The sequence below is a fragment of the Falsiroseomonas oryzae genome (assembly GCF_027856955.1).
GTDB classification, from domain to species: Bacteria; Pseudomonadota; Alphaproteobacteria; order Acetobacterales; family Acetobacteraceae; genus Falsiroseomonas; species Falsiroseomonas oryzae.
In genome coordinates, this window is sequence record NZ_JAPSMD010000115.1 from 1 (window position 1) to 13,686 (window position 13,686).

A 13,686-nucleotide genomic window follows, 5' to 3' on the forward strand; every position below is an offset into this window, starting at 1 on the left:
GCCGAGGGCGCGCGGCTGGCGGAGGTGCTGGCGGCGCCCGCACCCTCGGCCGGCATGCCCGCGACCGACGCCGCCGCCCTGGCGGCCGGCCTGGGCCGCGGCGAGATCACCGTGCGCTTCCAGCCGGTGGTGCGCATGGCTGATCGTCGGCCGGTCATGGTGGAGGCCCTGGCGCGCTGGGAACGGCCCGAGGCCGCGCTCGGTGCCGGCGCCTTCATCGCCATGGCGGAGCGCGCGGGGCTTGCCATGCAGCTGACCCTGGCGGTGGCGACGCGCGCGATGGCCGACCTGTCGGCGACGCGCGCGAAGCATGGGCTGCGGCTGTCCTTCAACGTCTCGCTCGGCGTGCTGCTGCAGCCCGAGCTGCCGAGCCGGCTGCACGAGATCGTGCTGCAGCATCGGTTCCGCCCGGACGACGTGCTGCTGGAGCTGACCGAGACCACGGCGGTGCGCGACACCGCGCTGCTGCGGCGCGCGCTGCTGCGGCTGGAGCGGTCGGGCTTCCGCGTACTGCTCGACGATCTCGGCCTGGACGACGTGCGCCACGCGCTGACCGACCTGCCCTTCGCCGGGGTGAAGCTGGACCGCGTGCTGATCGCCGCCCTGCCTCGCGAAAGGCGGGCCCGGGCGCAGGTGGAGCGCCTGGTGCGCGAGGCCCACCGCGTCGGCCGTGCGGTGATCGCGGAGGGCATGACCGACCCGGTGCTGTGGCGCATCGCCGCCGCGGCGGGCTGTGACCTGGCACAGGGCTATGGCGTGGGCCGCCCGATCCTGCCGGAAGCGCTGCCCGCCTGGGTCTCGGCCTGGAGCGCGGCCGCGCTGCCGGAGCGGTAGCCCGCGCTATCCGCCGTAGGTCTCCCGGTACAGCGCCACGATCTGCTCCGCATCGGGCACGCGCGGGTTGTTGCCCGGGCTGCCGGAAGCGAGCGCCTGCTGCGCCATGGTGGGCAGCAGCCCGTCCCACTTCGCCCGGTCGATGCCATAGGCAGCGGGCGTCGGCACCTCCAGGTCGCGGTTGAGGGCGCGCAATTCCTCCACCAGCTTCGCACAGGCGGACTGGTCGCCCTCCTGTTCGGTCGCCACGCCTATCACGCGCGCCGCCTCCGCGTAGCGGGCGCGGCCCGCTTCCAGCCCGAAGGCGGTGACGGCAGGCAGCAGCATGGCGTTCGACATGCCATGCGGCACGTGGAAATGCGCGCCGACCGGGCGCGACATGCCATGCACCAGCGCGACGGAGGAGTTGGAGAAGGCGAGCCCCGCCAGCGTGGCGCCGCGCATCATCGCCTCCCGCGCCGCAGCGTCCTGCGGGTCGGCCCAGACGCGCCGCAGATTCGGTGCGATCAGGCGCATCGCGCTGCGCGCATAGTCGTCGGCCACGGGGTTGGCGCGCTTGGACACGAAGGCCTCCAGCGCGTGGGTCAGGCTGTCGATACCTGTATCGGCGGTGATGCGCCGCGGCAGGCCGAAGGTCAGTTCGTGGTCCACCACGGCTGCCAGCGGCAGCGCGCCGAGGCCGGCGATCAGCATCTTCTCGTCGCGCTCGGTGTCCGTGATGACGGTGAAGCGCGTCGCCTCGCTGCCGGTGCCGGCGGTGGTCGGCACACAGATCACCGGCAGCGCCGCGGCATTGGCGGCCGCCGGCACCTTGAAGGCGCGGATATGCGTGCCCGGCGGCGCCGCGCCCAGGATCGCCATGGCCTTGGCGGTGTCCATCGGGCTGCCTCCGCCGAAGCCGACCAGGCAATCGTACTGGCCGGCGCGCATCGCCTTCACCCCGGCCTCGATCACCGTATCGGTCGGATCGGGCACCGTGTCGGAGAACACCGCAGGCGCCATGCCGGCGGCGCGCAAAGGCGCCAGCGCATGCTCGACGAGGCCGGAGGACACCATGAAGGGATCCGTGACCACCAGCGGCCGCGACAGGCCGAGCTGCGCCAGCACCTCGCCGAGCTTCGCCACCGCGCCGCCGCCCATCAGCATCAGCCGCGGGGCCACGAGCTGCACCACCATGACGTCCTCCCTCACCGGACTCCGGGGAAGCTAGTCCCCGGACTCGCCCCTGCCTACCCGGCGCGCTCCGCGATGGTCCCGCCGGGACACTTGGCGATCACCGGGCTCTCGAACAGCGGCTCCCCGCCCACGCGCAGCACCGGACAGCTGCGGAGCGGCGAGATCGCCGGGAACGGGGCGGGCGTGCCGGCGAGGTCCATGACCACGCGGTCCGCGGCGCTAAACCTTCCCGTCAGCCGCGCGCGGCGGCGCCACTGCGGCGCAGCTTCGCGGCCGCATAGAGCGCGAGGCGGCGCGCGGCGAGGGGCGCGATGCCCTGGCCTTCCGCGGCGTCGAAGGGCGGCAGGTCCTCGGCGAAATGACAGGCACTGGCATGGCCGGGCGCGATCTCGCGCAGGGGCGGGGGCTGCTCGCGGCAGACGTCCTGGGCATGCGGGCAGCGCGTATGGAAGCGGCAGCCAGACGGCGGGTTCATCGGGCTCGGCACGTCGCCGCCGAGATGCGCCACGCGCCCGCGCCGGCCCGGATCGGGATGCGGGATGGCCGAGAGCAGCGCGCGCGTATAGGGATGCCGCGGCGCGGCAAACAGCGTGCGCTTCGGCGCTGTCTCCACGATCTGGCCAAGATACATCACGGCGACGCGGTCGGCCATGTGCCGCACCACCGCGAGGTCATGGGCGATGAACAGGTAGGACAATCCGAAGCGCGCCTGCAGGTCCTTCAGCAGGTTCACCACCTGCGCCTGGATCGAGACATCCAGCGCGCTGACCGGCTCGTCGCAGACCACGAGCTCCGGCTGCACGGACAGCGCGCGGGCGATGCCGATGCGCTGGCGCTGCCCGCCGCTGAACTCGTGCGGATAACGCTGCGCGTGGAAGGGCGCGAGGCCGACCAGGCCGAGCAGCTCCTGCACCCGGGCCGTACGGCTGGCGGCATCGCCGATGCCATGCACCTCCATCGGCTCGGCGATGGTCTCGCCGACGCGAAGGCGGGGGTTGAGCGAGGCATAGGGATCCTGGAAGACCACCTGCACGCGGCGGCGCAGCGCGCGCAGCTCCGCCGCGCCCGCCACCTCCACGCCGTCGAAGCGGATGGTGCCGGCGGTGGGCTCGATCAGGCGCAGCACGAGGCGCGCCGTCGTGGACTTCCCGCAGCCGGACTCGCCCACCAGCGCCAGCGTCTCGCCGCGCGCGATGGCGAAGGAGACGCCATCCACCGCGCGGACCAGGCCCTGCGTGCGACCGAGCAGCCCCTGCTTGACCGGGTAGTGCTTGGCGAGCGCCGCCACCTCGAGCAGCGGCGTCACGCGACGAGTTCCACAGCCTGCTCCACCGGCGCGCGGATGCAGGCCGCGAGATGACCTGGCGCGACCTCCTCCAGCATCGGCTGCGCGCGGGTGCAGGTCTCGATCGCGAAGGGGCAGCGCGGGTGGAAGCGGCAGCCCTTGGGCAGCGCGAAGGGCGGCGGCACCGCGCCCTCGATCGCCAGCAGCCTCTCCCGGTCCTCGTCGAGGCGCGGGATGGAGCCGAGCAGGCCGAGCGTATAGGGATGCTGCGGGCTGGCGAAGATCTCCACCGCGGCGGCGCGCTCCACCACCTTGCCTGCGTACATGACCGCGACCTCGTCGGCCATCTCGGCCACCACGCCGAGGTCGTGCGTGATGAGCACGATGGACATGCCCGTCTCCGCCTGCAGCTCGCGGAGCAGGTCCAGGATCTGCGCCTGCACGGTGACGTCGAGCGCGGTGGTCGGCTCGTCGGCGATCAGCAGCGCGGGCCGGCAGGCCAGCGCCATCGCGATCATCACGCGCTGGCGCATGCCGCCCGAGAGCTGGTGCGGGTAGTCGTCGAAGCGGCGCTCGGGCGCCGGGATGCGCACGCGCCGCAGCGCCTCGATGGCGCGGTCGCGCAGCTCGCGCGCGGAGGCTCGCTTGTCATGCGCGCGCATCGCCTCGGTGATCTGCCGACCGACCGGATGCACCGGGTTCAGGCTGGTCATCGGCTCCTGGAAGATCATCGCCACGCGGCTGCCGCGCACGTCGCGCATCTCCGCCGGCGCGAGCGTCAGCAGGTCGCGCCCTTCCAGCAGCACGCGGCCGGACGCGATGCGCCCCGGCGGCGGCACCAGGCGCATGACGGAGAGGCTCAGCATGGACTTGCCGCAGCCGCTCTCACCGACGATGCCGAGGGTACGGCCGCGCGGCACCGCCAGGTCCACGCCATCCACCGCGGCGATCTCGCCGACCGAGGTGCGGAAGACCGTACGCAGGCCCTCGATCTTCAGAAGCGGCGATTCGTCGCCCATGCGATTCAGACCTCCGGTGCCGGGCTTCGCCTGCGCCCTGCGGTCATCGCATGGGTCACGACCAGCGGAAGGTGGGCGGCGAGGAGACATCGACCGGGCGATGCGCCCAGTCCTGCGCGGGCGCCTTGGCGATGACGCGCTTCTGCGCCTCGTGCAGTTCGGCGGCGGCCTTGCGGTAGTCCATGGTCACCACCTCGCCGTCGGCCACCACCTTGCGGCCATCCACGAAGACGTCCTTCACCGCGCGGTCGCCCGCCGCATAGACCAGGCTACGCACAGGGTCGCGCGCCGGGCGCATCATCGGGTGCGTGACGTCCACCAGCACGAAGTCGGCGCGGCAGCCCGCTGCGAGCCGCCCGATGTCGCCGCGCCCCAGCGCCTTCGCGCCGCCGATGGTCGCCGCGTCGAACAGCTCCGTCGTCGTCATGCTGCGGGGATCGTTGGCCTGGGTGCGCGCGAGATAGGCGACCAGGCGCATCTCGTCGAGCATGTTGTGCGGGTAGGTGTCGGTGCCGAGGCCCATGTTCACGCCGGCCCGCTTGTAGCGGCCGAAATGCTTCAGCGTGATGCCGCGCCGGGCGAAGACGGTCGGGCAATGCGCCACGGTCGTGCCGGTCTCCGCCAGGCGCTTCATGTCGGTGTCGGTCCACCACTTCGTGGAAGGATGGTCGTCCAGGAAGATGCCGTGGCCGATGATGGAGCGGTCCGAGAGAAGGCCCATGCTGTCCAGCCAGCCGATCGGCGTCCTGCCGTGGCGGCGGGTGATCTCATGGAACTCCACGACCGACTGCGCGGCATGAATCTGCCAGGACACGCCGCGCTTGCCGGCCTCCTGGAAGCTCTCCTTCAGCAGCGTGTCGGTGCAGGTGTCGATCTGCGCCGGCACGACCATGCCGAAGAGCCGGCCGCATTCGTGCTGCTCGGCGCGCTCGATCAGCGAGAGCGCCTCGGCCATCGCCTTCTCGCCGGCGGCCTCGTCCCACTCGTACTCCACGACATGGCCGTTCTTCGTGTACCAGCGCGCCGAGCGGAACATCGGCGCGATGCAGACGCGCAGCCCCGATTCCGCCAGCAGGTCGAGCCAGCCGGGATGAGCCATGGAGAGGTCGGCGACGGTGGTGACGCCGGAGAGAAGAAGCTCCGACAGCGCGACGCGCACGCAATGCGGCACGGCCTCCGCATCGGCGCGGAAGATCGGCATGAACTCGTAGAGCGAGGAGTTGTAGAGGCCGGGGCTGCCGATCTCGTCGATCAGGCCCTTGTTCAGCGGCTCGCTGGACGGGTGGGAGTGGATGTTGACCAGGCCGGGCATGACCATCAGCCCGCGCCCGCTGATCTCCTCCTCTGCCGGGCCGGCATAGCCGCGGCCGACGAAGCTGAGCGCGCCGCCTTCGAAGGCGACGTCCGCATCGGGCAGGTAGATGTGCTGCTTCGCCCCGGCGTCCCAGGCGACGACGAGCTCGGCGTTGCGGATGACGGTGGTCATGTCTGGTCCTCCGGTGCGCCGGGCGCGTGGCACACCGCTTCGATGTTGTGGCCGTCCGGATCGATGACGAAGGCAGCGTAGTAGTTGGCGTGGTACTGTGGCCGGATGCCCGGCCCGCCATTGTCGTGGCCGCCCGCCGTCAGGGCGGCGGCGTGGAAGGCGTTCACCGACTCGCGGTCGGCGGCGGCGAACGCGTAGTGGATGTGCCCTGGCGGGCGGCCCGCCACGTCCGGGCCGCCGATCCAGAGCAGCGGCCGCCCGGCGGGGCCGAACATGGCCCAGCCGTTGCCCTCCGAATGAACCGCCATGCCGAGCGGCGCGAGTGCCGCGGCGTAGAAGCCGCGGCTGCGCGGGAAATCGGCGACGGCGAAGCCGAGATGATCGAGCACTAGCGCACCACGCGGATGTCGAGGCCCTTGTAGACCCCGATGCCGTAGAGGCCGTGCGCGCGTACGCCCGTCACGCGGTTGGAGCTGGCGACGAAGAGCTGTTCGCGCGCGATGGTCAGCCACGGCGCCTCCTCTGCCAGCTGGCGCTGCACGTTCGCCAGCGCACGGGCGCGCACCTGCGGGTCCGTCGCGGTCTGCGCCTCGACCAGCCAGGCATCGGTCTGCGGGTTGTTCCAGTTCATGCGGTTCGGCGTCGGCCGCGCGCGGGAATGCCAGTAGAGGTTCAGCGCGTCACCCGCCGAGAAGTAGGGATAGCTGAGGAAGAAGGCGTCGAATTCCTGCGTGGCGAGCCGGCCCCAGGCGACCGTCGCGTCGAAGAGCTGGATGCGCATCTCCAGCCCGACGCGGCGCAGCGCCTGCTGGATGATCTCGCCTTGCCGCTGGTTCTCCAGCGTGTTGATGCCGTAGACCAGGAAGCTGGCGCGCTGGCCGTCCTTCACGCGGATCCCGTCGGGCCCGACGCGCCAGCCGGCCTCGTCCAGCGTGCGCTGCGCGGCGGCCGGGTCGAAGGCGGGCACCAGGTTCTCGCTCTCGGCGTCGTAGTCCAGCGTGTTCGGGTTGACGATGTTGCGCGCCGGGATGGCACTGCCGAACCAGACCGCCCGCGTCAGCGCGGGACGGTCAACCGCCATGTGGATGGCGCGCCGCACCGCGCGATCGTTCATCACGGGCTTGTCCACCTTGAAGCCCATGAAGAAGTCCCAGAAGTAGTTCGGCTGGGTGGAGATGGTCACGGTCGGCACGCGGCGCAGGCTTTCCAGCGCGACGGGCGGGATGTACTGGGTCACGTCGCCCTGACCGGTCTGCATGGCGGCGAGGCGCGCGGTCGGCTCCGGCACCACGCGCCAGACGATCCGCTCCACATGCGCGGGGCCGCGGTTCTCGAAGATGGGGGAGCCCCAGCGGTAGTTCGGGTGCCGCTGCAGCACCAGTTCGCTGCGCGGCGTCCAGCTGACCCAGCAGAAGGGACCGGTGCCGTTGAAGCCCTGCGCCCCGAAATTGTCGCCCAGCCGTTCCACCGTGGCGCGGTCGATGATGCCGGCGAAGAACAGGGTGAGCTGGGACAGCAGTTCGCTGAACGGCGCGTTCAGCTCGTACTCGACCGTGTACTGGTCGCGCGCGCGGATCTCCTTCACCGGACCGGCGCGCCACGCGACAGGGCTGCGCGTGGCGGGTGCGATCCAGCGGTTGATGGAGAAGACGACGTCTTCCGCCGTCATCGGCTTGCCGTCGCAGAAGGTGACGTCGCGGCGGAGGTGGAAGGTGTAGAGCCTGCCGTCCGGCGAGACCTCCCACCGCTCCGCGAGACCTGGGCGGATGGTGCGGCCGTCCCAGTCCATCGTGACCAGCGTGTCGGTCATCATGGTGACGACCTCGCCAGCGCCGCGCGCGGTGGAGCGGTGCAGGTCGTAGCGGTCCGCATCGATCTCGCGCAGGAAGACCGCGGTATTGCGCGGCGCCTGTGCCAGCGCGGGCAGCGCCGTCGCGGCGCCTGCCAGGGCGACCGCCCCGAGCAGCCCGCGCCGCAGGATGTTCCAGCCCATGAAAGCCTCTCCCTTGTCGTTCACTTGCGAGGACTTCAGATGCGCAGCCTGGGGTCGAGCGCGTCGCGCAGCGCATCGCCCAGCACGTTGCAGGCCAGCACGACGACGAAGATCACCAGGCAGGGCAGCACGGAGATGTGCGGCGCGAAGAACAGGAAGGTGCGCCCCTGCGAGGCCATGGCGCCGAGCTCCGCCATCGGCGGCTGGGCACCGAGGCCGAGGAAGGACAGCGCGGAGCCCAGCAGGATCACCTGGCCGAAGCGCAGCGTGGCGAAGACCAGGATGGGCGAGAGGCAGTTCGGCGCCAGGTGCCGCCGGATCAGGCGCGCATCGCCCATGCCCTGGGCGCGCGCTGCCTCGATGTAGTCCTGGCCGAGCACGACCAGGGCGGAGCTGCGGGCGATCCGCGCCATCAGCGGCACCGTCGCGACGGACAGCGCGATGACGACAGCGGTGATCCCCGGCCCGAAGATCGCCGCGATGGCCAGGCCGAACAGGATGGCCGGGAAGGACAGCAGGATGTCCATCAGCCGCATCAGCAGCCCGTCCAGCCGGCGGTAGTAGGCCGCGGCGAAGCCGACCGCCACGCCGACCGCGGTGCCGAAGACGAGCGAGAGCGCGCCCATGCCGAGCGTGATGCGCAGCCCGAACAGCATGCGGGAGAGCATGTCCCTGCCCTGCCCGTCCGTGCCCAGCAGGTACTCGCCGCCGGGCGGCTGCATGATGGCGACGAGGTTCGTCTCGAACGGATCGTGCGGCGCGAGCAGCGGCGCGAAGACCGCGGCCAGCGCGGCCAGCATCACCAGCGCGAGCGACGCCGCCGCCGCCGGCTCGCGCAGCAGCAGCCGCAGCGCGGAGGGGCGCTGCGGGACGGCGATCTCGGCGGCGGTCGCGCTCATCCGGCCCTCACGCGCGGATCGAGCACGCCGTAGAGCAGGTCGACCGTCAGGTTCACCAGGATGAAGCCGAGCGAGAGGACAATGATCGTGCCCTGCGCCATCGGCAGGTCGGAGGAGGTGATGGCACCCACCGCCAGCCGCCCGACGCCGGGCCAGGAGAAGACGGTCTCCGTCACCACCGCGCCGCCCAGCAGGAAGCCGATCTGGAGGCCAATCAGCGTGACCACGGGGATCAGCGCGTTGCGCAGCGCGTGGCGCAGCACGACAAGCCGCTCCGGCAGGCCCTTGGCGCGGGCGGTGCGCACATGCTCCGCGCCGAGCACGTCCAGCACCGCGGTGCGCGTCATGCGTGCGACCGGGCCGACGAAGACGCCGCCCAGCGTGATGGCGGGCAGCGCGATGGCGCGCAGCCCCTCGAGGGTCCAGAGCGGCCCGGCGCGGCCGGTGAAGGGCAGCCACTGCCACTGGAAGCCGACGAACCAGATCAGCACGAGGCCCAGGAAGAAGACGGGCACCGACACGCCGGCGACGCTGATCGCCATGACCACGCGGTCCAGCAGCGACCCGCGCCAATAGGCCGCGACGGTGCCCATGCCAATGCCGAGCGGGATGGACCAGACCAGGCTCGCCGCCATCAGCTCCAGCGTCGGGCCGATGGTCGCGCCGAGTTCCTGCGCGACCGGGACGTTGTTGATGATAGAGACGCCGAGGTCGCCCTGCGCCAGCCGCCAGATATACAGGCCGAACTGCACCCAGAGAGGCTGGTCGAGGCCAAGGTCGCGGCGGATGGCATCGACCACCTCGGCGCTCGCGGTCGGTCCCGCCCGCACCACCGCCGGATCGGTCGGCACGACCTGCATCAGCAGGAAGCCCACCAGCAGCACGCCGAACATCACCGGCACGGCCATCGCCAGGCGCTGGGCGGCGTGGCGCAGCATCAGCTCAGAGCCCCATGGCGGTCGAAGATGGGCACGCCGCCACGCAGCGTGAGATCGCAGCGCGTGTCGCGCAGGATCTGCTCGGGCTCCGCGGCGAAGACGTCGCGCGACAGCACGGCGAGGTCGGCCAGCATGCCGGGTTCCAGCGTGCCGCGCCGATCCTCGGCGAATTGCGTGTAGGCGCCGCACCAGGTCTGGCAGTGGATCGCCTGCTCGACGCTCAGCGCCTCCTCCGGGCCCATGATCGTGCCCCGGTTGGTCTTCCGCGTGACCATGGTGAAGAGGTTGACGAAGGGATCCACCGTCGACACCGGGCAGTCGGAACTGGCGGCGGGGTGGTGCCCGTCCTCCAGCCACGTCCGCATCGGGTAGGCGTGCTCGCTGCGCGCGCGGCCGAGGTTGCGGATGTAGAGGTCGCCGAACTCGTACATGAAGACGGGTTGCGGCACAGGCAGGATGCCGCGCGCCTTCATGCGGCGCATCTGGTCGCGGGTGACGAAGCCGCAGTGCTCGATGCGGTGGCGGCGGCCGGCGAAGGGATGCACGGCGCTGTCCGCCGCTTCCATCCCCGTCAGCACCTGCTCGATTGCCGCGTCGCCAATGGCGTGGATGTCCAGCTGCCAGCCCTGTTCGTGATACAGCTTCAGCAGCGCGTGGATCTTCTCGTCGGGGAAGGTGAAGACGCCGGTGCCGCCGCCGGCGCCGGCGAGATACGGCTCGAAGAAGGCCGCGGTGAGTCCGCCGGCCGAGCCGTCCGCGAAGACCTTCACCGCGCCCCAGCGCAGCAGGTCGTCGCCGGCACTCGGGCGCAGCCCGGCCTCCCACGCGGCCTGGGCGATGCCCTCGGGGTTGCCGGCCAGCACCTGCCACATGCGCAGCGTGAGGCGACCCGCCGACTTCGCGGCGTCATAGGCCGCGACCTCCGCCATGCCGGCGATCATGCCGACATTCATGTCGGTCGCGCTGGCGAAGCCGAGGCTGGCGAGATGCGCGCAGGCGCGCTCGATGCCCGCCACCAGCGCGGCCTCGTCCGGCGCTGGGATCACGTCGCGCACCAGTCGCATCGCGCGTTCCTGGAACAGGCCGGTCAGCGCGCCGCCGCGCCGCTCGATCACGCCGCCCTCGGGGTCGGGCGTGTTGTGGCCGACGCCGGCGGCCCGCAGCGCCGCCGTGTTCGCGACGCCCATGTGCCCGCAGGTGCGCACGATGAAGACGGGGTTCTCGGGCGCCGCGGCGTCCAGCTCCGCCGCCGTCGGATGGCGCGCGACGTCCAGCTCGCCATGGTCATAGCCGCGGCCCAGAACCCAGGCACCCTTGGGCGCGGCCTGCGCCGCGGCGCGGATGCGGCGCAGCACCTCGTCCAGGCTGCGCACCTCCTCGGCGCGCAGGTTCACCTGCGCGAGCCCCAGCCCATAGGGCAACAGGTGCATATGCGCCTCGTTGAAGGCCGGGATCGCCACGCGGCCGTCCAGGTCGATGCGGCGCGCGCCGGGCGCGGCGGCAGCCACTTCCTCCGCGCTGCCCACCGCGAGCACGCGGCCGCCGCGCAGCGCGATCGCCTCGGCGAACCCGCCCGTGAGGCCCCGGAACACGCGCCCGCCCGTGAAGATCAGATCCTGCTGCATATGCCCGGCGATGCGCCCTCTGCTTCAGCGGTTCGAGGTTACGCGACTGTCACGCCCGGCGCTGCGAGCGTCAACCCGCCGTCCGCCGCCGTTGCGCGCCTGGCGGCGCTGCCCGCATCATGGAAGCGGCAAGGTGGAAGGACAGGTGCCATGGCTTTGGGCAGGCGATGGCTGGGGCTGGCCGCGGCGGCGGCGCTCGGCCTCGGGGCGACGGCAGCGACGGCGCAGGCCCCGGCATCCTCCACGCTGCGGATCGTGCTGATCAATGACCTGGCGAGCCTGGATCCCGTGCAGTCCACGGCGGCCTTCGTGCGCAACCACGGCTTCCTCGTCTACGATCAGCTCTTCGCCTTCGACAGCCAGGGCGTCGCGCGGCCGCAGATGGTGGACCGCCACACGGTCAGTGCCGACGGCCTGGAGCATCGCTTCACACTGCGCGAGGGCCTGGCCTTCCATGACGGGCAGCCCGTGCGCGCGGCGGATGCCGTCGCCTCGATCCGCCGCTGGGCGCAGCGCGACATCGTCGGGCGCGCGCTGGCGGCGGCGACGGCCTCGATGGAGGTGGTGGACGAGCGGAGCTTCACCATCCGCCTCGCGCGCCCCTTCGCCCTGGTGACGGAGGCGCTGGCCCGCCCGACCGCCAGCGCGCTGTTCGTGATGCCGGAACGCATCGCGCAGACGCCCGCCGCCACCGCGATCACGGATGCGACAGGCAGTGGGCCCTTCGTGTTCCAGGCGAGCCAGTGGCGCGCCGGCGAACGCGCGGTCTATGCGCGCAACCCCAACTACCGCCCGCGGCAGGAACCGGCGGATGGCCTGGCCGGCGGCAAGGTCGCGATGCTCGAGCGCATCGAATGGGTGGCCATGCCCGATCCCGCCACCGCCGCGGCGGCGCTGCAGGCGGGCGAGATCGACTTCATCGAGCAGCCCTCACCCGACCTGATCCCGACGCTGGAGCGCAACCGCAACATCCGCACCTTCGCGCTCAATCCGGTGGGCTTCATGGTGTGGCTGCGGATCAACCACACCCAGCCGCCCTTCAACCATCCCGCGGCGCGCCAGGCGCTGCTGCACCTGGTCAACCAGCAGGAGGTGCTGCAGGGCATCGGCAACCGCGCATCGGAGCAGGTGCCGTACTGCCCCGCCTTCTTCTTCTGCGGCACGCCGCTGGAAAGCAGCGCCGGCGCGCAGGGGCTGCGTAACGCCGACCTGGATCGCGCCCGCACCCTGCTGCGGGAGGCCGGGTATGCCAACCAGCGCGTCGTCTTCCTCAACGCTGCCGACAGCCCGATCAACAACGCGGCCACGCTGGTCATGGCGGAGAGCTTCCGTCGCGCCGGGCTGAACATGGACGTACCCAGCATGGACTGGGCAACCGTGACGCAGCGGCGCAACCGGCGCGAGGGTGTGGACCAGGGCGGCTGGAGCCTGTTCGTCACGGTCGCGAACGTGCTCGACGGCCAGAACCCGCTGACCAACCTCTACCTGGCCAGCCCCTGCGAAGGCGGCCTGACGGGCTGGCCTTGCGACCAGCAGCTGGAGGACCTGCGCCGCAGCTGGTGGGAGGAGAACGACCCGGCGAAGCGGCAGGAGGTCCTGCACCGCGTGCACGCCCGCGCCTACGAGGTGCTGCCCTACATCAACGCCGGCCAGTTCCGAACGCTCGCGGCGCACCGCGCCAACGTCGAGGGGCTGCGTCCCACGACCATCCCGGTCTTCTGGGGAGTGACCAAGCGGTAGCATGCGATCGCCCGGGATGCGCGCACCGGACGCAAGCATGCCGGGGCGAGCATCGCTGGCTCGGGCTCGCCAGGGTCGGCCGCCGTCTCACAGAAGCGCCTCGATCACGACGGGACCGGTGGCATCGAGGGAGCGGTGCAACGCGGCCGAGAGGTCCTCGGCGGTGTCCACGCGGCACGCCGGCACGCCGAATCCGCGCGCCACGGCGCACCAGTCGACCGCGGGGTCCTCAAGCCGCGTCAGGCGGTCGGCGACGCCGCCGGCCGCCGGCTCCTCCCGGCGCAGCAGCGCGTAGCGGCGATTGGCGACGATCAGCGTCACGATGCCGAGGGATTCCCGTGCCTGGGTCCAGAAGGCCTGCGGCAGATAGGCCGCGCTGCCATCGCCAAGCAGGTTCACCACCTTGCGTCCCGGGCAGGCGATAGCGGCGCCGACCGCCAGCGCCGGCCCCTGGTCCAACCCGCCCCCGGTCAGCCCCAGCACGGTGTGCGGCGGGGCGAGGTGCATCGCCTCGGCGTAGGCGAGGCTGGCGGTGAGGGCGGTGGAGACGAGTACCGCGCCGTCCGGCAGCGAGGCGGCGAGGACCCGCGCCAGCGCCGGCGGCGAGAGCGCGCCACGCACTGGCGGATGTCGCGCGGCGCGGGGGGCGCTGCGCCCCGCGAGGCGTGCTCCCGGCAGGGTCGCGGCGAGC

The 13,686-nt window shown here is 71.9% G+C and carries 13 protein-coding genes; 2 read left to right on the forward strand and 11 right to left on the reverse strand.

The genetic code is table 11. The features are described from left to right. A partial coding sequence (locus OZN99_RS13270) for an EAL domain-containing protein (RefSeq protein ID WP_270935722.1) occupies positions 1–834 on the forward strand: 834 nt, incomplete at its 5' end. A 6-nt stretch (positions 835–840) separates the two neighbouring features. On the opposite strand, the gene OZN99_RS13275 is transcribed toward OZN99_RS13270, so the two are convergent. The 10 genes from OZN99_RS13275 to OZN99_RS13320 are packed head-to-tail and all read right to left on the reverse strand — an operon-like array spanning position 841 to position 11,255. Next, a complete protein-coding gene (locus tag OZN99_RS13275) occupies positions 841–2,010 on the reverse strand; it encodes an iron-containing alcohol dehydrogenase (RefSeq protein WP_270935723.1) in 1,170 nt (389 codons plus the stop codon). A gap of 53 nt (positions 2,011–2,063) precedes the next feature. Continuing rightward, a complete protein-coding gene (locus tag OZN99_RS13280) occupies positions 2,064–2,210 on the reverse strand; it encodes a glutathione S-transferase N-terminal domain-containing protein (RefSeq protein WP_270935724.1) in 147 nt (48 codons plus the stop codon). A 32-nt stretch (positions 2,211–2,242) separates the two neighbouring features. After that, the gene (locus OZN99_RS13285) at positions 2,243–3,316 is read right to left on the reverse strand and encodes an ABC transporter ATP-binding protein (protein WP_270935725.1); all 1,074 of its coding nucleotides are present in this window, start codon (positions 3,314–3,316) and stop codon (positions 2,243–2,245) included. Beyond that, positions 3,313–4,314: an ABC transporter ATP-binding protein gene (locus OZN99_RS13290; RefSeq protein WP_270935726.1), complete on the reverse strand. Its 1,002-nt coding sequence runs from the start codon at positions 4,312–4,314 to the stop codon at positions 3,313–3,315. The genes OZN99_RS13285 and OZN99_RS13290 overlap by 4 nt, the downstream gene beginning before the upstream one ends. 55 nt (positions 4,315–4,369) lie before the next feature. Beyond that, on the reverse strand, positions 4,370–5,800 hold the full coding sequence (locus OZN99_RS13295) for an amidohydrolase family protein (RefSeq protein ID WP_270935727.1): 1,431 nt from the start codon (positions 5,798–5,800) through the stop codon (positions 4,370–4,372). After that, positions 5,797–6,189, reverse strand: a complete 393-nt coding sequence (locus OZN99_RS13300) for a VOC family protein (protein WP_270935728.1) — start codon at positions 6,187–6,189, stop codon at positions 5,797–5,799. Before OZN99_RS13300 ends, OZN99_RS13295 begins: the two co-directional genes overlap by 4 nt. Beyond that, entirely contained in the window at positions 6,189–7,793 is a 1,605-nt protein-coding gene (locus OZN99_RS13305; RefSeq protein ID WP_270935729.1) for an ABC transporter substrate-binding protein, read from the reverse strand. The genes OZN99_RS13300 and OZN99_RS13305 overlap by 1 nt, the downstream gene beginning before the upstream one ends. Before the next feature lie 35 nt (positions 7,794–7,828). Then, positions 7,829–8,692, reverse strand: coding sequence for an ABC transporter permease (locus OZN99_RS13310; protein WP_270935730.1), 864 nt, complete (start codon positions 8,690–8,692; stop codon positions 7,829–7,831). Continuing rightward, positions 8,689–9,630, reverse strand: a complete 942-nt coding sequence (locus tag OZN99_RS13315; RefSeq protein WP_270935731.1) for an ABC transporter permease — start codon at positions 9,628–9,630, stop codon at positions 8,689–8,691. The genes OZN99_RS13310 and OZN99_RS13315 overlap by 4 nt, the downstream gene beginning before the upstream one ends. Continuing rightward, entirely contained in the window at positions 9,630–11,255 is a 1,626-nt protein-coding gene (locus OZN99_RS13320; RefSeq protein ID WP_270935732.1) for an amidohydrolase, read from the reverse strand. Before OZN99_RS13320 ends, OZN99_RS13315 begins: the two co-directional genes overlap by 1 nt. A gap of 150 nt (positions 11,256–11,405) precedes the next feature. Here OZN99_RS13320 and OZN99_RS13325 point away from each other — a divergent pair, with 150 nt between their 5' ends. Continuing rightward, positions 11,406–12,995, forward strand: coding sequence for an ABC transporter substrate-binding protein (locus tag OZN99_RS13325; protein ID WP_270935733.1), 1,590 nt, complete (start codon positions 11,406–11,408; stop codon positions 12,993–12,995). Between the two features lie 87 nt (positions 12,996–13,082). On the opposite strand, the gene OZN99_RS13330 is transcribed toward OZN99_RS13325, so the two are convergent. Beyond that, a partial coding sequence (locus OZN99_RS13330) for a thiamine pyrophosphate-dependent enzyme (protein ID WP_270935734.1) occupies positions 13,083–13,686 on the reverse strand: 604 nt, incomplete at its 5' end.